Annotated in this window: 21 protein-coding genes; 7 read left to right on the forward strand and 14 right to left on the reverse strand. The window is 69.5% G+C overall.

Annotated elements, in window-relative coordinates; all coding sequences use genetic code 11:
- From QSK17_RS21405 to manA, 3 genes are all read left to right on the forward strand, one after another.
- Window positions 1-767: HNH endonuclease signature motif containing protein (locus QSK17_RS21405; RefSeq protein WP_285706777.1), on the forward strand; the 767-nt coding region annotated here is incomplete at its 5' end.
- Window positions 768-895: 128 nt separating this feature from the next.
- Window positions 896-1,036, forward strand: coding sequence for a hypothetical protein (locus tag QSK17_RS21410; protein WP_285706780.1), 141 nt, complete (start codon window positions 896-898; stop codon window positions 1,034-1,036).
- A gap of 370 nt (window positions 1,037-1,406) precedes the next feature.
- A complete protein-coding gene (gene manA, locus QSK17_RS21415) occupies window positions 1,407-2,507 on the forward strand; it encodes a mannose-6-phosphate isomerase, class I (RefSeq protein ID WP_285706781.1) in 1,101 nt (366 codons plus the stop codon).
- Here the strand turns inward: manA and crcB are convergent.
- From crcB to QSK17_RS21455, 8 genes are all read right to left on the reverse strand, one after another.
- Window positions 2,502-2,861, reverse strand: coding sequence for a fluoride efflux transporter CrcB (gene crcB, locus QSK17_RS21420; protein WP_285706782.1), 360 nt, complete (start codon window positions 2,859-2,861; stop codon window positions 2,502-2,504). The genes manA and crcB overlap by 6 nt on opposite strands.
- Window positions 2,858-3,196, reverse strand: coding sequence for a DUF190 domain-containing protein (locus QSK17_RS21425; protein WP_285706784.1), 339 nt, complete (start codon window positions 3,194-3,196; stop codon window positions 2,858-2,860). Before QSK17_RS21425 ends, crcB begins: the two co-directional genes overlap by 4 nt.
- Window positions 3,193-3,660, reverse strand: coding sequence for a fluoride efflux transporter FluC (locus QSK17_RS21430; protein ID WP_285706786.1), 468 nt, complete (start codon window positions 3,658-3,660; stop codon window positions 3,193-3,195). Before QSK17_RS21430 ends, QSK17_RS21425 begins: the two co-directional genes overlap by 4 nt.
- Before the next feature lie 193 nt (window positions 3,661-3,853).
- Complete coding sequence (locus tag QSK17_RS21435) at window positions 3,854-4,369, reverse strand: hypothetical protein (protein ID WP_285706788.1); 516 nt, start codon at window positions 4,367-4,369, stop codon at window positions 3,854-3,856.
- A gap of 86 nt (window positions 4,370-4,455) precedes the next feature.
- Window positions 4,456-5,061: a UTRA domain-containing protein gene (locus QSK17_RS21440; protein WP_285706789.1), complete on the reverse strand. Its 606-nt coding sequence runs from the start codon at window positions 5,059-5,061 to the stop codon at window positions 4,456-4,458.
- A gap of 156 nt (window positions 5,062-5,217) precedes the next feature.
- Window positions 5,218-5,556, reverse strand: coding sequence for a hypothetical protein (locus tag QSK17_RS21445; protein ID WP_285706790.1), 339 nt, complete (start codon window positions 5,554-5,556; stop codon window positions 5,218-5,220).
- A 155-nt stretch (window positions 5,557-5,711) separates the two neighbouring features.
- Complete coding sequence (metE, locus tag QSK17_RS21450; RefSeq protein ID WP_285706791.1) at window positions 5,712-7,976, reverse strand: 5-methyltetrahydropteroyltriglutamate--homocysteine S-methyltransferase; 2,265 nt, start codon at window positions 7,974-7,976, stop codon at window positions 5,712-5,714.
- A gap of 99 nt (window positions 7,977-8,075) precedes the next feature.
- Window positions 8,076-8,738, reverse strand: coding sequence for a class I SAM-dependent methyltransferase (locus tag QSK17_RS21455; protein ID WP_285706792.1), 663 nt, complete (start codon window positions 8,736-8,738; stop codon window positions 8,076-8,078).
- 87 nt (window positions 8,739-8,825) lie between these two features.
- Between QSK17_RS21455 and QSK17_RS21460 the strand changes: the two genes are divergently transcribed.
- Entirely contained in the window at window positions 8,826-9,725 is a 900-nt protein-coding gene (locus tag QSK17_RS21460) for a LysR family transcriptional regulator (protein WP_285706793.1), read from the forward strand.
- Between the two features lie 90 nt (window positions 9,726-9,815).
- Here QSK17_RS21460 and QSK17_RS21465 read toward each other — a convergent pair whose 3' ends face one another.
- Entirely contained in the window at window positions 9,816-10,322 is a 507-nt protein-coding gene (locus tag QSK17_RS21465; RefSeq protein ID WP_285706794.1) for a hypothetical protein, read from the reverse strand.
- Between the two features lie 136 nt (window positions 10,323-10,458).
- Window positions 10,459-10,908, reverse strand: a complete 450-nt coding sequence (locus tag QSK17_RS21470) for a YkvA family protein (protein WP_285706795.1) — start codon at window positions 10,906-10,908, stop codon at window positions 10,459-10,461.
- A 268-nt stretch (window positions 10,909-11,176) separates the two neighbouring features.
- Between QSK17_RS21470 and QSK17_RS21475 the strand changes: the two genes are divergently transcribed.
- Window positions 11,177-12,112: a glycerophosphodiester phosphodiesterase gene (locus QSK17_RS21475; protein ID WP_285706796.1), complete on the forward strand. Its 936-nt coding sequence runs from the start codon at window positions 11,177-11,179 to the stop codon at window positions 12,110-12,112.
- Between the two features lie 103 nt (window positions 12,113-12,215).
- Window positions 12,216-12,896 carry a hypothetical protein gene (locus QSK17_RS21480; RefSeq protein ID WP_285706797.1) on the forward strand — a complete coding sequence of 227 codons (681 nt, stop codon included), beginning with the start codon at window positions 12,216-12,218 and terminating at the stop codon, window positions 12,894-12,896.
- A 166-nt stretch (window positions 12,897-13,062) separates the two neighbouring features.
- Here QSK17_RS21480 and QSK17_RS21485 read toward each other — a convergent pair whose 3' ends face one another.
- Both QSK17_RS21485 and QSK17_RS21490 read right to left on the reverse strand, forming a co-directional pair.
- Window positions 13,063-13,995, reverse strand: a complete 933-nt coding sequence (locus QSK17_RS21485) for a CDP-alcohol phosphatidyltransferase family protein (protein ID WP_285706798.1) — start codon at window positions 13,993-13,995, stop codon at window positions 13,063-13,065.
- Window positions 13,996-14,125: 130 nt separating this feature from the next.
- The gene (locus QSK17_RS21490; protein WP_285706799.1) at window positions 14,126-14,317 is read right to left on the reverse strand and encodes a hypothetical protein; all 192 of its coding nucleotides are present in this window, start codon (window positions 14,315-14,317) and stop codon (window positions 14,126-14,128) included.
- Between the two features lie 278 nt (window positions 14,318-14,595).
- Here QSK17_RS21490 and QSK17_RS21495 point away from each other — a divergent pair, with 278 nt between their 5' ends.
- Entirely contained in the window at window positions 14,596-15,054 is a 459-nt protein-coding gene (locus QSK17_RS21495) for a GNAT family N-acetyltransferase (protein ID WP_285706800.1), read from the forward strand.
- A 47-nt stretch (window positions 15,055-15,101) separates the two neighbouring features.
- Here QSK17_RS21495 and thrS read toward each other — a convergent pair whose 3' ends face one another.
- Window positions 15,102-16,421: a threonine--tRNA ligase gene (gene thrS / locus QSK17_RS21500; RefSeq protein ID WP_285706972.1), complete on the reverse strand. Its 1,320-nt coding sequence runs from the start codon at window positions 16,419-16,421 to the stop codon at window positions 15,102-15,104.
- 225 nt (window positions 16,422-16,646) lie between these two features.
- A complete protein-coding gene (locus QSK17_RS21505) occupies window positions 16,647-18,743 on the reverse strand; it encodes an NACHT domain-containing protein (protein ID WP_285706801.1) in 2,097 nt (698 codons plus the stop codon).
- Between the last annotated feature and the right edge of the window lie 210 nt (window positions 18,744-18,953).

Raw genomic sequence — 18,953 nt, forward strand, 5'->3', positions numbered from 1 at the left:
CTTCCGCCAGTACGGTCGAGGATGTCGCCCGTGCGGGGCAGGCGATTTTCGAGACCATCGATCCTGAGGGGCGTCTGGCCCGGGCCGCGGCCAAGACCGAGCGCCAGCACCTGACGATCGCCGACACTTTCGACGGGATGGGCCGCGTCAGCGGCCTGCTGGATCCTGAGCTGAAGATGCAGCTCAAAACGTGGCTGGAGCCGTTGGCCGTCAAGACCGACAGCGCCGACACTCGCAGCCACGCCCGGCGGATGGCCGACGCCCTGGCCATCCGCCTCTCGGAGGGCGGACGCCGCACGGTCATGCATGTGTCGGTTACCGAGCAGACCCTGACCGGTGAGTCCGATCAGCCCGCCCATCTGGAGGATGGCACCCCGATCCCGGCTGCCGACGCCCGCCGGATGGCCTACAGCGCCGAGCTGCGCCGGGTGTTGCGTGACGCGCGGGGGATCGTCACCGACTTCGGTCGCTCCCGCCGTCTGGCTTCGGCCGACCAGCGGGAGGCGATCATCGCCAAGTACGGCACCTGCTGCCGTGAGGGGTGTGACGTTCCCGCCTATCTGACGGAGATCGACCACATCGAGCCCTGGTATCCCACCGGTCGCACCGATCTGGACAACCTGGCTCCGTTGTGTGCGCCGGACAACAAGTGGAAATCCCGTCATCCGGACAAGGTCGAGATCATCGATCAGGGCGACGGCACTGTGTCCATGCGGTTCCATCGCTATCCCAAATTGCGTGCCCGGCCCTGGGTGAGCAGACGCTGATCACCAACCACCAACCACCAACCGCCGACGCCGGCAACCGCCGACGCCGGCCACCACCACCACCGTCAACGCCGCCAACGACGTCGGCAACCACCGACGTCGGCAACCACCACCACCGTCGACCACCAATGACCAGCGCCAACGATCACCGGCAACCGCCGACGACGACCGCCGACGACGACCGCGGATCGCTGCTGATCAACCATGCTCGACGGCGGTCAACGATGGGCCAGTCGGTGACGGTGCTGGTTGACGATGGCCATCCGTGATCAATAGTCAGCAGCAGCGCCGTCAGTCCCAGGGGCAAGTAGTGAGGGGCAGCGGTCAATGATGGGTGCCGGTGGCCAGTCGATGGCCAGCGGCGTACGCGGCGATCAACGATGGCCGCTGGCGGGCTAGGTGATCAATTAGGAATTGATCGTCTAGCAGGGTAGGGCGGTGCTGCGGTGAGGCGGGCGGCCGTGACGACACCGGAGATGAGACGGAAAACGTGGGATCTCTCGGTAACATTGGCCGTTCACGACGGTGCGGATCGACCGACGAGCGAGGAATGTTCATGGGGTTCAGCCCGGGTTCATTCGTCGTTGAGCGTGTCAGGGCAGAGTGAGCCCGGCCTCCCCCACCAACGAGGAAGTCGAGATGGATCTGCTGACCAACCCGATCAAGCCCTACCCCTGGGGCTCCCGTACCGCCATCGCGGGGCTGACCGGGAGGGCCGCGTCGGGTCCCGAGGCCGAGATGTGGTTCGGCGCCCACCCCTCCGGCCCGTCGCGGCTCAGGCGGGACGGGACCGAGCTGACCCTCATCGACGCGATCGCCGCCGACCCGGTGTCCGAGCTGGGACGGCCGTCGGTCGAGCGGTTCGGCGAGCGCCTGCCGTACCTGCTGAAGCTGATCGCGGTGGACCGCCCGCTCTCCCTCCAGGTGCATCCGACTGCGGAACAGGCGGCGGACGGCTACGCCAGGGGAGACCGGAACTACTGCGACCCCTGGCCGAAGCCGGAGCTGATCTGCGCGCTCACGCCGTTCTCCGCGCTCGCCGGCCTGCGCGCCCCCGAGCAGGCCGCGACGCTGGTCGAGCGGCTCGGCGTGCCGGCGCTGAACCCCGTTGTCGAACGGCTGGCCGATGGCGACATGCTCGGCGGGTTGCGCGTGCTGCTCGACCTCCCCGGCTCCCGGGCGGAGCTGGTCAGGTCGATCGCGTGGGCCGCCTCGGCCGTCCAGCAGCCGGACTTCGAGCTGATCGAGCGGCTGGCCCGGCTGTATCCCGAGGATCCCGTGGTCCTCGCGCCGCTGCTGATGCGCAGGCACGAGCTCGAACCCGGCCAGGCGATGTACCTCGGGGCGGGCGTGCTCCACTGTTACATCTCCGGGTTCGGTGTCGAGATCATGGGGAGTTCGGACAACGTGCTGCGCGCCGGCCTGACCGGCAAGCCCATTGACGTGGACGAGCTGCTGCGGATCACTGACGCCTCCGCCGTTCCGCTGCCGGTCGAGCCGGACGAGGACGCCTACGTGCCGCCCTGTCCCGAGTTCCTGCTCCGGAGGATCATGTCGGGCACCGGCCGCACGCTGCCCGGAGCGCTGCCGCGGATCCTGCTCTGCGTTGACGGTGTGGTCCAGGCCGGAGACGAGGTGAAGCTGCGGCCCGGCGACTCGGTGTACGTCCCCGCTTCCGAGGGGCCGGTCACGATCTCCGGCGACGGCACCGTCTTCTGCGCGGAACCCCAGATCTCATAGAACCTGTACGGCCAGACCGTACCCGCCGAACGCGGCGAGGACGCCGAGCAGCAGGCTGCCGACGGCGTTCATGGCCGCCTCCGCGAACGAGCCCTCCTCAAGCAGCCGCACGGTCTCGAAGCCGAAGGTGCTGAACGTCGTCAGCGCGCCGCAGAAGCCGGTCCCGGCCAGGGTCGCGATCATGTCGCCGGGTTGGGCCCCGACGAGGAAGCCGAGAACGAACGAGCCGAAGACGTTGACCGCGAACGTCCCCCACGGGAACACGGTGTCGTGCCACCGCTGGACCATCCGGTCGATCAGATATCTCGTGGGTGCGCCCACCGCGCCGCCGAGGAAGATCAGCAGGAGGGTCACGCCCGGCGCCCGACGTAGCGGTAGACCTCGACCGGCTCCACGGTGACCAGCCCCTCGGTGAGGAGCTCGTCCAGATCCGACACGAAATCGGTGATCCGTTCCTCGGTGTCCACGATGACGATCGCCAGCGGCAGGTCCTCGCCGATGGAGAGCAGCCTGCTGGTGTGGATGAGCGAGGACGCACCGAATCCCTCGATGCCCCGGAACACGCTGGCCCCCGCCAGGCCCTTCCTGTGCGCGCGGTGCACGATCTCGGTGTAGAGCGGCCGGTGATGGTACTGGTCGGTCTCACCGATGTAGATCGTCAACCGGCAGGCGTCGCCGTGCAGTCTCATCTCGCCTCCTCGCGGGCGCTCCGCCGTGCCGGGACGCGGGCGGCGAGGCGGGCGATCGCCATGCCGCACCAGACCGCGGTCAGCCCGGCGGCGAGGCTGGCCGTCGCGTAGGCCGCCGCCGTCGGCGCGGGCAGTCGCGTGATCTCGACCGTGACGGTGGAGAAGGTGGTGTACCCGCCGAGGAACCCCACGCCCAGGAACGGCCGGACGTACCGGCGCGGCGGCCACACCTGGAGGACGAACACCATCAGCGCGCCCAGCGCGAAGCAGCCGGTCACGTTGGCCACCAGCGTGCCCCACGGGAAGCCGCTCGTCCCCGCTGGCACGGCGGAGCCCACGAGATAGCGCGCGATGCTGCCCAGCCCTCCGCCGACCGCGATCGCGCTCAGCACGCCGAACGTGCGCCATCGCGCTCGCGCGGGCCGCGTGCGGAACACGTCCCGACCGGCCTCGGATGGCGTCATGGCTCCGATGCTATCGACCAGGGCAGATCGCACTTCCCGGCCCGGCAGAGGCACAGGACCAGGAGGTCCTGCCAGGCCGCGGCCTCACCACGCTGGGCCATGTACTGCCACCTCAGGCCCGCCCTCAGGCCCGCCAACTCAGACCCGCCACCGCAGGCATGCCGTCTCACGTACGTGGTCTCGGCACGCCACCTCAGTTGCGCGTCAGGCGCTGTGCCAGGCGCCGGGCGAGGCGCTGCGCGAGCCACCCGTGGGCCACGACCAGCACGCCGAAGGCCGTGGCGAGCGCGGCGAGCAGCGGCAGCCGCCCGTCGTCAGCGAGCAGGAGCGCCTGCGCGTCCGCGAAGCCGGTTCGTGCCGCGGCCCACCCCGTCACCGCCGCGGTGACCCACCGGCCCGCGCGCCGTACGGCGGGACGCGCGGTCGCGGTCGCGGCGGCCGGTAGGGCCAGCACGGCGAAGACGATGAAGATCCCGGCCGTTCCGGCGAGCGAGAAGGCGCTCTCGGTGCCGATGGTGACCGCGATCGCCCGCATGAGCAGGCGAGCGACGGCGCCGGTCAGTAGCCCGGAACACAGTGCGGCGGCCAACGCCGCTCCCGTCGCCGCTCCCATTGTTACGCCCGACGCCGCACCCGAGGCCGCCACCGTCGTCGCTTCCCCAGCTCCCCCGAGCTCCTCGGCCGCGGGGTCGCGTCGTTCCTTCTCCATGCCCGCCTCCACGTCATACGACGAGAGGCTTTATAGGAGGGGACGTTTCACGGGGGCAATGCCGGAAGAGAAACGCCACCGGCTCGTTACCGATCGCGCCTGGGCCAGGGGGCCAGCCGGGTCGTGGAGACGATCTCGGTCCGATCGCCGGGAAGGACGCACTCGGCCACCTCGACCACGCGTCCCATGGTGTCGATCGAGGTCTTGCGGAGCACCAGTACAGGCAGGTCGCCGGCCACGTCGAGGATCTCCGCCTCCTTGGGACGTGGGAGCCGTACGGTGACCTCGTCCACGACGCGGTCGATCTCGATGCCGATCGTGGAGAGCTGGTGCGGCGTCCCGCCCGGCCAGGGCTCGTTCTCCGGCGACAGGAGAGCGGGATTGGCGGCCACCATGTCGTACACGAGCCAGGATCTGGCCAGGCTCAGCGGCGCGCTCTCCCCGCGCGCCCGGGTCTGGTACGAGCGGCACAGCATCCGCGTGCCCTCGGGAACGCCGAACCACCGGGCCAGCTCAGCATCGGCCGGGACCGAGCCGAACTCCGTGGAGAACTCCAGCTCTTCACGGGTCAGCCCGGTGTCCCGTTCGGCCGCGCCGGCCCGGCGCCGCTCGTCCTCGGACAGGAGTGCGCGGTCTTTCTCCCACTGGTAGCGGTCCGTCGTCCGCCGGAGCCGCCGGCGACTTGCGGTCACAGGGATTTCCTTCCCTGTGAGAGCGTTCTACGCCAGGCGCCCTGACGGGCTCACGACTCATGGCTCATGGAGTCCGGGCTTCATGATGTCCGGGCGTGCGGCGCGTAGGTTCGCGTAACTTCGGGGAGTTTCGGGTAGGTTCGGCGGCACCCGAGCTTACGGCACCGTCAGCACTGAAATGATCTTGTCGATGGTCTTCTCGCCGGGCTTGTGCTTGATCAGGTTCTTGCGCAGGGAGGTGAGCTTGGTGTCGTCCGCGGCGTAGGGCCGGTACTCGATCACCTCGTGCGCCCAGCGGTCGGGGTTGGACACCCCGGCCGCCTTGAGCGCCGCGGTGATCTCGTTCTGCGCGGCGTTGTTCGCCGAGACCTTGCCGGGCTTGGCGTTCTTCTCGGATCCGTGCGTCGCCGCGGCCGGCGAGGCCGCCGTGTCCGACGACCCGCTTGAGGAGCTCGCGCCGCAGGCGACGAGCGAGGCTGAGGCTGCGATCGACACCAGGGCCAACGTCAACTTGGCTGATCTCACTGTGTCCGTCCTTCATGTTCGTGGTTGTGCACCTGAAGGCTGGGGGGACACGCCTTGTTGGATCTCTGCCGACCATGAATATCAGCTCGGAAACGCCGGATCCGGACCTTAATCTCGGTGTCGGGTCATTCCACGGTCAGGGGACGACATTGGTGATCTCCCCGCAGACGGTGCGCGGCCTCGACCACGTTCGCGAGCGCCGCCTCGACCTCCCCATATTTACGGGTTTTCAGCCCGCAGTCGGGATTGACCCAGAGCCGGTGCGCGGGCAGCACCCGCAGCGCCGCCCGGAGCGACTCCTCGACCTCGGCGACGTCGGGCACGCGCGGCGAGTGGATGTCGTACACACCCGGGCCGAGCCCGCGCTCGAACCCACCGACCGCGGGCTCGCGCAACAGCCGAGCGTGCGACCGGGCCGACTCGACGCTGGTCACGTCGGCGTCCAGGGCGTCGACCGCGGCGAGGATCTCGTCGGCGTCGGAGTAGCACAGATGCGTGTGGATCTGCGTCCGGTCGCTCGCTCCCGACGTCGCCCGTCGGTACGCGTCCACGGCCCAGGCCAGGTAACCGTCCTGCGCGGTGCGGCGCAGCGGCAGCAGTTCACGGAGGGCGGGCTCGTCCACCTGGATGATGGAGACGCCCGCGGCTTCGAGATCCCGCACCTCGTCGCGTACGGCGTCGGCCACCTGGAAGACGACGTCACGCAGCGGCAGGTCGTCGCGGACGAACGACCACGCGACGATGGTGACCGGCCCGGTGAGCATCCCCTTGACCGGCCGGTCCGTCAGCGACCGGGCGTACCGCGCCCAGCGCACGGTGATCGGTTCCGGGCGGTGGACGTCGCCGTGCAGGATCGGCGGCCGGGTGCAGCGGGAGCCGTACGACTGCACCCAGCCGTGGCGGGTGACCGCGAAGCCGTCGAGGTGCTCGGCGAAGTACTGCACCATGTCGTTGCGTTCGGGTTCGCCGTGCACGAGCACGTCCAGGCCGAGCCGCTCCTGCGACGCGATGGCCCGTGCGATCTCGCCCCGGACCAGGGACTCGTAACCGCTCTCGTCCAGCCGTCCGGAGGCGAGCGCGGCGCGCGCCTCCCGCAACTCTCCCGTCTGCGGGAACGACCCGATCGTCGTGACGGGGAGCACAGGCAGCCGCAGGTGCTCCGCCTGCGCCGCCGCGCGCACCGCGTACGGGCTCCGGCCTTCCCGGGGGGCGGCGACCGGTTCCGGCGAGAGGGACGAGGAGGTGGCGCGGCTCCCGGCTCCTCGGCGCGCGCCGTCCGGGGCGGAGGTGAGGAGGGAGGCCAGCTCGACCACCTCGGCGACCTTCTGCTCGGCGAAGGCGAGGCGCTCCCGCAGCGCGGGATCGAGGTCGGTCTCCCGCTCCACGTCGTACGGCACGTGCAGCAGGGAGCAGGAGGTCCCGACGACGACCTGCGCGGCGCGCTCCCGCACGGCGAGGAGGGCGGCGAGCGCCCGGTCGTGGTCCGTCCGCCACACGTCGCGCCCGGACACCACGCCCGCGACGATGGTCTTGCCGCTCAGATCGACGTCAGGGGCGGGCAGGGAGCCGCGCACGAGATCGAGGCCGATCGCCTCGACGGGCGTCTCGGCGAGGACCGGCAGCGCCCCGCCCGGGTCCCCGAAGTACGTGGCGACGAGCAGGGCGGGCCGGGCCGCCGCCGCGCCGAGCTGCCGGTACGCGGTCCGTACGGCGGCGAGTTCCTCCGCCGAGCGGTCCGCCACGAGCGCGGGCTCGTCGAGCTGCACCCAGGCGACGCCCTCGGCGGCGAGCGCCGCCAGCAGCCGCTCGTACGCCGGGAGCAGGTCGGGCAGCCGGTCCAGCGGCGCAAACCCGGCCGGGGCGTCCAGGGCCGGTTCCGGCAGCAGCAGGAACGTCACCGGGCCGAGCAGGACGGGACGCGTGTCGAGGCCCAGCGCGCGGGCCTGCCGTACCTCGGCGAGAGGGGCGTCGCCCGCGAGACGGAACGCCGTGTCCGGGCCGATCTCCGGCACGATGTAGTGGTAATTCGTGTCGAACCACTTGGTCATGCGCAGCGGCGCGATCCCGGCGGCGCCCCTCGCCATTGCGAAGTAGGCGTCCTCGGGGGCCGGCGCCCGATAGCGCTCCGGCACCGCGTCGAACAGCACGGCCGTGTCGAGCACCTGGTCGTAGTACGAGAACGTGCCGGACGGCAACGCGCCGAGGCCGAGGGCGTGGAGCCGCCGCCAGGTGTCCTCGCGGAGGCGGGCGCCGACCTTGTCCAGCTCGTCGTACGCGATCCGGCCGCTCCAGTAGGACTCGAGGGCGTGTTTCAGCTCGCGCCCCGGACCGATCCTCGGATAGCCGAGGACGGTGGAGGCGGGGAAGGGCGACGGGCGTACGGCGGTCATGGCGACTCCCTGACGAGACCGCGGGGAGCGGTCGGGCGGATCGGACGAGCCGCATCCTGCCCGCGCCGCCGTGTCCCGCCGCCGATCTATCGCCGTTCCTTATGGCTGGGCTTCGGCGCTCTTACGGAGCAGCAGGTGCGCCTGCGGGAAGCGCCGCTTCGTGTCCTCGCGCCCGGCGAGGATCAGCCGGGCCACCTCGACCATCCCGATCTCCCGCAACAGGCCCGCGACGTGGTCCGGCGACCACCGGTAGGCGAGCGCCACCTGGTGGTCGAACGGCTCCGGCGGCGCCGTCGGCTCGTCGTGGGCCTGGAAGCTGAGCAGCAGGAGGCCGCCCGGGGCGAGCACCCGGTGGAACTCGGCGAATGTTTCCGGCACCCGCTCCGGCGGCGTGTGGATGATCGAGTAGCGGGCGAGCACGCCGCTGAGGGCGCCGTCCGCCAGGTCGAGCTCGGTCATCGAGCCGACGTCGAACCGCAGGTGCGGGTGGGTGCGGCGGGCCAGATCGATCATCTCGGGCGACAGGTCGACGCCGAAGGCGGTCAGCCCGAGCGCGTGCAGGTGGGCCGTCACGTGCCCCGGGCCGCAGCCGAGGTCGGCGACCGTGCCGTCGCCTCCGGCCCGTACGAACCCGGCGAACGCCGCGATCGCCGCGCGGTCCAGGTGCTCTTGCTCGAACAGCGGGCGGGCGAACTCGGCGTAGGTTTCGGCGAGCCGACCGTAGGACTCACGAGTGGTGCGCAGATGGTTGGCTTCGATCATGGCTGCGCATCCTAGCCAGACCGCCTCGGGTGCGACGGCCGCTCGATCCATTGCCGTCGCTTATGGATCAGCGGGCGATACTGGAGCATGGATCCCAGCCCTCCCGTGCGCGATATCCGGTGCTTCGCGCTTGTCGCGCGGCACCGCAGCTTCTCGCGGGCGGCGGCGGAGATGGGCATGTCTCAGCCGGCGATGAGCCAGGCGATCGCCCGGCTCGAACGCGCGCTGCGGCTCCGCCTGTTCGAGCGGACCAGCCGGGAGGTACGGCTGTCGCCGTCCGGGGCCGCGCTCCTGCCGCGGGCGGAGGCGCTGCTGGAGACGGCGGACGCCTTCGGCGCCGAGGCCGTCCGGCTGGCGGCGGCGCAGCGGCCGGCGATCCGGCTGGCGTACGCGCCGCTCGTCGGCGGCCTCGCGGCACGGGTCGCCCGGCGGCTGGCCCGCCGCCGACCGGCGATCGGCGTGGAGCTGCGGGCCGCGGGCTGGAGCGCCGCCACCGCCGCCCTGGAGGCCGGAGACGTGTCCGCGGCGATCCTCGCGGCTCCGTTCCCGCTGGGGCTCACCACCGCCGCGCGGTTCCACGTACCGGTCGGCCACCTGGCGGTCCCGGCGGGGGATCCGCTCGCGACGGCGGCGACGGTCCGTCCGGAGCGGCTGGCCGGGCGTCGCGTCCTGGCGCCGCGCGACCGCCCGCCGGGTGGCATGTGGTCCCGGCTCGCCAGCCTGCTGGGCGGGGCGCACCGGCTCCATGCGGTGGCGGACGAGATCGACGACTTCGCCGCGGCGCTCGACCTCGTCGCGGCCGGCGTCGGGCTGCTGCCGGTGCCGCAGCTGGTCGTGGGCTCGATCCGCCGCCACGACGTGCGCTTCGTGCCGTTCGACGCCGGTGACCTGCGCATGACGTACGGGCTCGGGTGGCATCCGGACCGGGTCTCCGGCGAGCTGATGGCTCTGGCCCAGACGGTCCAGGAGTCGCTCTGGACGAGATAGCCGAGCCATGCCGGTACGCGCGGCGACGGTCGTCGTGCGGAGCCGCACTGAAAGCCGGAGCGACGGCGAGCGCCGGTCGCCGGTCGCCGGTCAGGGCAGCGGGAGCTCCAGGGTGATCGTCATGTGTTCGCTCGCCTCGACGCCGACGGAGTAGACCCCGCGCATCGCCGCGACCTGGGCGCGCAGGCGGCTCGCGGCGGCCTCGGCCTCGGCGGCGCCGCGGACGGAGCGTCCCCCGGCGCTGCCCCCGGCACTGCCCCTGGCCTTCGGCCTGGTGGAGGCCTGGTCGCCGCCCCGGCCGCCGGTGCCGCCGGTGTCCGTGCGGCCGTCGCGGGAGACCGTCAGCCTCAGCGTCCTGCCGGTGGTCATCGCGACGGAGACCTCCCGCGCGTCCTCCACGCGGGCGAGCGCGTCCACCAGGATCCGGTAGGCGAGCCGGGCGAGCTCGTCCGGCACCTCCTTCGTCGGCAGCGCCCACACCTCGACGGGAACAGCCGCGCGTTCCGCCCACCCGGCCAGGAGCGATTCCACCGCCTGCCCGAGATCGCGTCCGGTGACGTCTCCTTCCGGTGCGGACGCATCGAAGATCGATGTCATGTCGTTCCCTTTCATGAGCACACCGCATGTGGTCGGCACGGGTGTCGTGCCAGAGCGTCACCGCCCCTTGGTCCGGTATTCCGGAATTGAACGATTGTGCCGAATAGGGGTGATCTCGTGTGCGAAGTCCCGCTAACTAGGGCGTATGGTCCCGACGATTTGGAACATGGCCGGGACGCGTTCCGGCGAGCCGGACCAGACGCAGTACCGCGGCCAGGCCGTCCGGGGTGCCCGGCCAGTGCCGTACGAGCGCGTCCGGGCCGGCCCGGCGGATGACGGAACGCAGCACGGCGGCGACCACGATGGCGTCGTCCGCGTAGCCGAGCACCGGGACGAAGTCGGGGATCAGGTCGATGGGCAGGGCCAGATAGGCCAGGAGCAGCCACAGGCGCACGCGCACACCGCGCGGCAGGTCGGGATCGCGGGCGAGGCGGGTGACCAGGCGGAGCAGGTCGGGAAGCAGGCGGACCGCCTCACCCAGAGTGCCGCCCTTCGGCCGGACGATCGCGAGGAAGATCACGAGGACCAGCCAGAGCAGCAGCAGGCCCCCGATGACACCGAGCATGACGATCACAGGGGTGGGCACGGCGCTGACCTCGCGATGGTGGATTCAGGCGGGCGGTGGTCCGATGGGGAGCGCCGTCACGGTGGTCCCGATACGCACCGTGCCGAGGGTACGCGGCAGGGCCGGGTGCGGTCTCGGTCCTTTACGGCATGGCCTGGCCGGCGGCGGACCGGCCGCGCCACGCCGGCCGCTCCGCCCCGAGTCCGCTCCGTTCTCCTTGATCATCCGCGAGCCCGCCAACAGCCTGCCCCATGCGGATTTGGCGGACGTCCTCCGTTTGGGGGCACGCGTGAGGACGAACAGGGCGAGGATGGCCGACGCGGAGAGGACGACCAGGACGGAGAGGACGCTCACGATGAAGCCCGCGAACAAGCCCGCGAAGAAGCCCATGATGAAGCCCAAGATGACCGTCGGCGTGGCGGTGACGACGGCCGCCCTCGCGGCCGGGGCACTGGTGAACGTCTCACCCGCCGCGGCCTCCGGCGTACGGGCCTCTGGCGTACGGGCCGGGGCGGCCGCGCTGCCGTCCTGCCCGCTGGTCTTCGGGCATGGCGGTTACCCCGAGGGCGCGGACGCCTGGGCGAAGGACCAGGTGCGCCAGCCCAACAACATCCGCGCCGTCAATGACCAGAAGGCCTGGGGAGCCGACGGCGTCGAGGCCGACGTCCAGCTCACGCGGGAGGGGACCAAGGCCGTGATGTGGCACAACACCTCCACCAACGGGCTGACCGGTCCCAAGCAGAACATCACCGATATCTGGTGGGCGGCCGGCGCCGGGAACCTGCGTGATCGTCGCATCGCGCGTGGTCCGTACAAGGGTGAGCAGGTCTACTCGCTCCGGCAGTGGCTGGACCACGTGCGATCCCAGGGGTTGATCGCCCTGCTGGAGATCAAGCCGGAGACGAGGGCCATCCTCAGCGCCCCCGCGTACTCGGCGAATGCCTGGAAGGAGATCTCGGATCCGATCAAGGAGCGGCAGGGATCCCAGCGGATCCTGGTCTATTCGCAGGACTCCTGGATTCAGGGGGAACTGGCGAAGCGCCACCCCACGCTTCTGAAGGGATCCGCTGCCCGGTGGACCGACAGCGTGGCCTGGAACGAGCCAGCCCCCGCCTGGAGCGGAAACGTGCTCCAGTGGCAGGCCGTGCTCAATCAGGCCCCGCAGAGCGTGATGACGAACTACACGAAGGACTATCGGGCCTGGCTGAAGGGCAAGTGCCGGTAACGGCTCCGCGGGTGATCTCGCACCGAACTATTTCCCGAGACGCGGCATCGAACAGTGCATGATCGGAAAAATTGGTAAAGGTGCCGCACTTGCCTCGGCGTTCGTGACCGCGTCAGTGATGGCGCCCGTGCTCGTCCCCGCGCTGGGCGGGGCGGGTACGGCGCAGGCGGAGACGATCAAGATCCCCAAGGGTTTCCTGCTGAGCGAACCCAGGGCCACCAGGTCGCTCTCCCCCGTAGAGGCGTTCGAAGAATGGTGGGAGATCAGCGACAAGCTGTCCAGGCCGCTTGAGCTCGACCCGTGCGGCTCCAAGAAGAAGCCCCGCGACGGCCGCGTCGCGATGCGCACCGTTGTGCAGGGGACCAGTGGTCCCTCATATTTCAGCGAGCAACTCGTGCTCTATCGGAACGTCGAGGCCGCCAAGGCCGCGCTCGACCGGCTCCGGGTGGATGTGAAGCGGTGTGCCAAGGGGAAGCCGCCGGTGCAGGCGCTCGTAGGGGTGCGACACCGCTATGTCGGCACGAGCATCCGCGTCGGCGACGAGGCACTGCTGGTCAAGGGATATTCCTATGACAAGGGATGGCGTGAGCCGGTCGGCGGAGGACGTTACGTCGTCGCCCGCAGAGGGAGCGCGCTGATCCTTTTCACCGCCGACGACTACTACCAGGTCGACGAAACGGTCAAGACGCTCGTCGGGGAGACGAAGAAGATGGCGAAGAAGGTCTGCGGCCTCCCCGGAGTGTGCGAACCGGAGCCGATCACGCTTCCCGACCAGACCGCGTAGCTTTCCCGGACTCCGCACTTCACGCACCGGCGACCGATGCCGACCGACCGGCGCGACCGGGTGAGCAGGAAGATGTTCGACACGGACGAGGGGAACCCGGCCACCACCTGCGTGAAGATCAGGAGGGACATGCCGTTCCCGACGGCACGGCGGGAGGGGCGAGTGCTCAGTTCGCGGCCGGGGCCTCCACCTGAGCGGACGTCGCCCTGATCTCGGCGAGCGCTCGGACGAGGTCCCGGGACGACAGCCAGAGCTTGTACATGATCGCGGCCTCGAAGACGAGCAGAAGGGCCGCCGCGCCGATGGTGACCGGGACGATGAGGCCGAGCAGCGGGCCGATGATGAACACCGCCATCTGGAACTCGATGCCGCTGACCAGGTGGGTGCGGACCCGGTGGTCGCGCAGCCACTCGCGGACGCCGATGTACCAGGCGAAGCGTGTGCGGAACTCCTCCTGCAGGTCGACGACGTCCAGCGTGCGAAGCCTGATCTCGTCGGCGTCGAGATCGGGATCGAGGTCGAGGTCCAGATCGGGGTCCTCACGGAGCAGGCGCGCAGGCAGGGACGATGAATTGGCCGTGGCCGACTCGTCGTACGCGTTCTTCAGCGTGCGGCGCATCTGGCGCCGGACCTTCGCCACCTGGAGAGCGTCGACATAGCGCAGCATGTCGAGGAAGACGATCCCGATGCCGAGGACCAGGTAGAGCGCCTGGTCGGTCGCCTGGTACTGCCCCCACATCAGGGCGAAAGCGCAGGTGAGCACCCGGATCCGGTCGAAGACGTAGTCCAGCCAGCCGCCCAGGACGGTTCCCGTGCCCTTGAGGCGGGCGATCTTCCCGTCCATGCAGTCGAGCACGAAGCTCAGGTGGTAGAGGGCCGCCCCGGCGAGCAGCCAGGCCCGATCCGCCGTCAGGAAGCACCCGGCCGACCCCAGGCCGAGCAGGAAGGCACCCCAGGTGATCTGGTTGGGGGTGATCGAGGTACGGTTCGCGGTCCCGACCACCAGTCGGCCCGCGAGCGGGTCCACCAGGAACACCGTCCACCAGGCGTCCCGTGCCTTGTAGGTCCGCGACCGTACGTCGTCCAATGTGAACTTCATGCAGAGAAAACCTCTTGATCTGGTTCTGCCGCAGAGCTGCTGGGGGCCCAGGCGATCCGCGCGATTCCGTCGACGATGAAATGGCGATAAATTATGTCAATTCCCGTTGTGGTGGGATGGGTCGGGAATGTCAGAATTCATCATCCAGATCGTCCGGATCATCCGTCTCGTCCAGATATTCGTCCAGGTCGAGCGCGTGCGAGTCGTCCCCCAGGTGCGGGTCGTCGTCGGCTCCGAACAGCACTGCCATTTGCCGGAAAATCATCTTGAGCACCCAACTCGGTATCTTGGATGGCGTTTCGTTGAACTCTTCGCTATCCATTCATTAGCTCACGGAATTTCGTCGCTCGCACGACGTTTCGCCGCGAACTCGCCCCTTTTTTCCGGCGAGCCCTTCCCGTGCCGGTCGCCACACCCGCCGCGGAAGGCCGTGGGAAGGCCGTGGGAGAGCCGGACGAGATCGCCGCGGGAAGCCGACGACCGTGCCGGCTCCCGATCAGCCGAACCCACGGTCCCGTCCTGGTCCCGCGACCGCCCGGCAGCCTCTACACGCCGAAGGCCGGGGAAGGAATGTCGGCGCCCTGCACCAGACTGGGCGGAATGAGCGATGATGTGCGGCTGAGGGACGTCGAAGACGCCGATCTGGAGCTGTTCTTCGAGCAGGAGCATGACCCCGAGACGGTCCGGCGGTCGAGGTTCACCCCCCGGGATCGGGAGGTCTTCATGACCCACTGGGCCACGAAGGTTCTCGGGGACTCCACCATTCTGGTGCAGACGGTCACCGTGGACGGCGAGCCGGCCGGCAACGTCGTGTCCTGGTGGGAGCAGGACAGGCGCTTCATCGGATACGGCTTCGGCCGCCGGTTCTGGGGGCGAGGCATCGGCACCAAGGCGCTGACGCTCTTCCTGGAGCGGGAGCAGAGCCGGCCGCTCTACGCCGACCCCTTCACCGGGAACACCGGCTCGGTGCGGCTGCTGGAGAAGTGCGGCTTCGAGCGCGCCGGGACGATCTGGCACGGCGAGAACGAGCACATCATGCTCGTGTTGCACGATAGCTAGCCCGGCTCCCGGCGACGGCAGCGACGGCCTCCGCGGATCCCGTGTCTCTACGAGCAGGTGACGGTGTCCCACAGGTCGGTACGGCGAGCGTCGACGAGAGCGCCGATGCGGGCCAGGACCTCGGCGGCAGGCAGCGCGTCCAGGCGGCGTCCGTCACGCAGACGCAGGGCCACCTGGTCGTCGGCGGCCTCCTTCGCGCCGATCACCGCCTGGTAGGGCACGAGCCGGGCGGCCCTGACGCGGGCGCCCAGGCTGCCGTCGTCCGGCCCCGCGATCTGCGCGCGCAGCCCCAGGTCGGTGCATCGCCGTACGAGCGCCGCGGCCTGGGGCATCTCGGCGTCGGAGACGGGGAGGACCACCAGTTGGGTGGGGGAGAGCCAGGCGGGGAAGGCGCCGCCGTGCAGTTCGATGAGATGCGCGACGACCCTTTCTATGCTGCCGATGATGCTGCGGTGGACCATGACCGGCCGATGTTTGGCGCCGTCTGGGCCGATGTAGTGCAGATCGAACTGTTCGGGTTGGTGGAAGTCGACCTGAACGGTGGACAAGGTGGCCTCGCGCCCGGCGCTGTCGGCGATCTGGATGTCGATCTTGGGACCGTAGAACGCCGCCTCTCCCTCGGCGGCCTCGTACGCCAGGCCGGAGCGGTCGAGGACATCGGTCAGCAGAGCGGCGGCCCGCTGCCACATCTCAGGGGCGGCGACGTACTTCCCGCCCGCCCCGGGGAGGGAGAGCCGGTAGCGGGCCGGGCGGATACCGAGGGCGTCGTATGCCCGGCGGATCATCTCCAGGGCCGCGGTCGCCTCACCGGCCACCTGGTCCAGGGTGCAGAAGATATGCGCGTCGTTCAGCTGGATCGCCCGTACGCGGGTCAGTCCGCCGAGCACGCCTGACAGCTCCGAGCGATACATCCCTCCCAACTCGGCGATCCGCAGGGGCAACTCGCGGTAACTGTGGGAGCGGGAGCGGTAGATCAGCGCGTGGTGGGGGCACAGGCTCGGCCGTAGGAGGACCTGCTCTCCCCCGAGGTCCATCGGGGGAAACATGTCCTCGCTGTAGTGCGACCAGTGCCCGGAGATCTCGTACAGCTCCCGCTTGCCCAGCACGGGCGAGTACACGTGCCGGTAGCCCGCCCGACGCTCGGCGTCGCGGATGTACTCCTCCAGGGTGTGCCGCACGAGGGCGCCGTCGGGCAGCCAGTACGGCAGCCCCGCGCCGATCAAGGGGTCGGTGTCGAACAGGCCGAGCTCGCGACCGAGCTTGCGGTGATCATGCATCGTGGTCTCCTCGCGGACGGTGAGGCGAGTGACCGAACGACGAAGCCCCGGGGCACTCGCCCCGGGGCTTCGGACTAAGGCATCTGTCAGCGCGCCGGGACACTCTCCGGCGTCGTCGTCATGGCAGCGCGCTTCATGTCGGCAACGCTAGCAGACGAATCGATCTCGATGTGGTCGTTCTTCTCCCGGTCATCACCATCTTCGCGGCATCCGCCACCGTTCGCCGGGGGTCGTTTCACCGCGGTCAGTCAGCGATACGCGACTACTCCGGCCTGGCGGGATCGGGATGGGTAGAGAAGGGGCGCTTACCCTGTGCTACTGGGGCGGTTGGGGAGCCATCTGGCGCCGCTCACCGCTACCGGACTCCACGCGACATTGCCGGGCAAGGTGCTTTTGGAGTTCGAAGTTCCGGAACTGATAGAAAGGCCCCTCGGTTCGCAGCAGGCCCAGACGGTGCGCGTCATCCAGGAAGCACATGGCCCGCAGCGGCAGCCGCCCTTTGGTGGCCAGCCGGGGAACCGTCAGGTTGTAGGCGAGCCACGCGTGATGGCTTCCGAGCATGAGCCCGAACAGAAGTCCCAGCAGAAGCCCACCCACGAGCGCGGTCGGCGGGCTTATTCCGGCATACAGTCCGATGACTCCCCCCATGAGTCCGATGATCAGTCCGCTCAGTGCCCGGATGAGCGTGAGGTTTCTGTCGGCCTGCCAGGTTGAGCGTGGAGATCGTGCTTTGGCCGTATCGGTGGGATATTCCACCCACCGGATCAGGCCGACTGTGAACATGAATCCGAGCCAGGACAATAGCCCGATCATGAGTGCACCGCTGGCCTGACCGCGACTCATGAGCCAGCCCACGAGGGCGCCCAGGAGTCCGACGACCAACCCGTCCCTCAGGGAGCGGACGATGAACAAGAGCCTTCCGTGAAGCCGGAAATCGGCATAGCCGGGCAGTTCCGTGAACCATGATCTGATCATGATCATCACGGCGATCGCGGAAATGAGGCCGGTCGCCGCTCCGGCTACGGGCATCTCCGTCAGGACGCCGATCATGATCCCCACCACGAGTCCGCATGTCAGGCTGACCGCCGTCCGGACTGAACGCGTCGGGGTGTACCGCGCCAGGCGCCACCAGGCCACGTCATAGCTGTCCCTGCCGAGCAGCTGGGACAGGTAGGTCAGCCATTGGCGTACCTGTTCGGGATCCCAGGCATGGCGGGGCCGGAAAGGCTCGGTCGGGTCGTCAGCAGGAGGCCGTGAGCTGACAAGGGCGGGGATGAGCTGGTCGCACAGGTGATCGTTCAGGATGGATGGATCACCCCGTCCGAGCTCCAGCAGCGGACTCGGGTCCTGCCGGGAGGTGATGTAGGCGGCGCGGACCAGCCAGAGCCCGAGAGGTGTCGTCGCGACCTCGGCGAGGGCGGGCGCGGCGCCTCGCCGTAGCGCGTCCAGGACGCGCGGCCAGGTGGGATGGAGGCGGGCGGGAAGGCACGCCTGCAGATAGTCGGCGGCCGCTCTGGTGGAAAGAGGGTGTGACTCGATGACCGCCGCCGCGGCGAGAACGTCACCGACCGCTTCGACGGATTCCGCGAACTGTGTCGTACGGCAGGTGAGGATCAGCTGATCGCTGTCGCACATCGACCGGTTCAGCGCCGTCAGAATCCCGGCCCGGGCTTCGGCGGGCAGCTCGTCCAACCCGTCCAGAATGGGCAATACCTCGCTGCGGGTCGCGAGCGCTCGTGCGGTGTCCGGGCCGAATCCCTCGGCATGCAATGCGGGGTAGTCCATACCGAGGCATTCCGCCAGCCAATCCTGGAGTCGAGGGTGGGTTTCGGTGTTCCAGCGTGTCGCGGACAGCAGTACCGGAACGGGCTCACCGGGGAGACGCGTTCTCAGAAGCTCCATGAGCAGCTGCACGGCCAGAGTCGTCTTTCCCGTCCCCGGCCCGCCGATGATCACCAGACGCCGGCATCGCAGTGCGCGGAAATCTTTGGCCATGTTGGCGATGTGGTCGCTCAGGCTGGGAAAGCTCAGGGCGCCCTTGGCGATCAGGCGTGGGTGGTCCATGAGCTCTGCGTGTTCGGTCGATCGCCATGGGACCGGGATGGGCTGGGGATGCCCGAGCGACCGCAGGACCGTCTCGTTTCTCCACTGCTCGGTCACCAGGCCGGCCAGAACGTCCTTGGCTTTGTCGATGTCGGCAGGGGCGGGAGCGGGTGATGGTTTGGTCGACCTTCGCCACCAGGACGTCAGCTGCACCAACCCGTTCGCCACTCCTACGACGCCGGTCGCCGTCGCCAGGACCTGCGCGATGTTCAGGACCTTGAGCCTGACCTCCCCGCTCGGCAGCGGCACCGCCTTCACCAGCAGAAGGATCAGGAGCGCCAAGAGCAGGAACAGGATCCCCACTGCCACCGAGGCCTTGGGATCAGTTCTCCGTTGCCGGTGAGTCCTTCCCACAAGACCAGCATGCGAGTGCGCGGTAACCGAAAGTAACAAGGAACCCTGAAATGAAGACTTGATTGAGCGGAAAACCTCGCGCATTCACTGATGCGCAGGTCAAGCCTCCGGCATCAGCAGGCACGGCCTGCCGGTCCCGGCCCCAGTGGATCACCAGCTGAACAG

The organism is Microtetraspora sp. NBRC 16547 (genome assembly GCF_030268965.1).
Classification (GTDB): domain Bacteria; phylum Actinomycetota; class Actinomycetes; order Streptosporangiales; family Streptosporangiaceae; genus Microtetraspora.

Excerpts from the sequence above, each read along its gene's own strand:
- metE (WP_285706791.1), bottom strand. The coding sequence starts at position 7,976 with ATGACCGCCGTACGCCCGTCGCCCTTCCCCGCCTCCACCGTCCTCGGC.
- QSK17_RS21490 (WP_285706799.1), bottom strand. The coding sequence starts at position 14,317 with ATGGATAGCGAAGAGTTCAACGAAACGCCATCCAAGATACCGAGTTGG.
- QSK17_RS21435 (WP_285706788.1), bottom strand. The coding sequence starts at position 4,369 with ATGGAGAAGGAACGACGCGACCCCGCGGCCGAGGAGCTCGGGGGAGCT.
- QSK17_RS21410 (WP_285706780.1), top strand. The coding sequence starts at position 896 with ATGACCAGCGCCAACGATCACCGGCAACCGCCGACGACGACCGCCGAC.
- QSK17_RS21460 (WP_285706793.1), top strand. The coding sequence starts at position 8,826 with ATGGATCCCAGCCCTCCCGTGCGCGATATCCGGTGCTTCGCGCTTGTC.
- QSK17_RS21485 (WP_285706798.1), bottom strand. The coding sequence starts at position 13,995 with ATGAAGTTCACATTGGACGACGTACGGTCGCGGACCTACAAGGCACGG.
- QSK17_RS21465 (WP_285706794.1), bottom strand. The coding sequence starts at position 10,322 with ATGACATCGATCTTCGATGCGTCCGCACCGGAAGGAGACGTCACCGGA.
- QSK17_RS21430 (WP_285706786.1), bottom strand. The coding sequence starts at position 3,660 with ATGACGCCATCCGAGGCCGGTCGGGACGTGTTCCGCACGCGGCCCGCG.
- QSK17_RS21495 (WP_285706800.1), top strand. The coding sequence starts at position 14,596 with ATGAGCGATGATGTGCGGCTGAGGGACGTCGAAGACGCCGATCTGGAG.
- manA (WP_285706781.1), top strand. The coding sequence starts at position 1,407 with ATGGATCTGCTGACCAACCCGATCAAGCCCTACCCCTGGGGCTCCCGT.
- QSK17_RS21425 (WP_285706784.1), bottom strand. The coding sequence starts at position 3,196 with ATGAGACTGCACGGCGACGCCTGCCGGTTGACGATCTACATCGGTGAG.
- QSK17_RS21455 (WP_285706792.1), bottom strand. The coding sequence starts at position 8,738 with ATGATCGAAGCCAACCATCTGCGCACCACTCGTGAGTCCTACGGTCGG.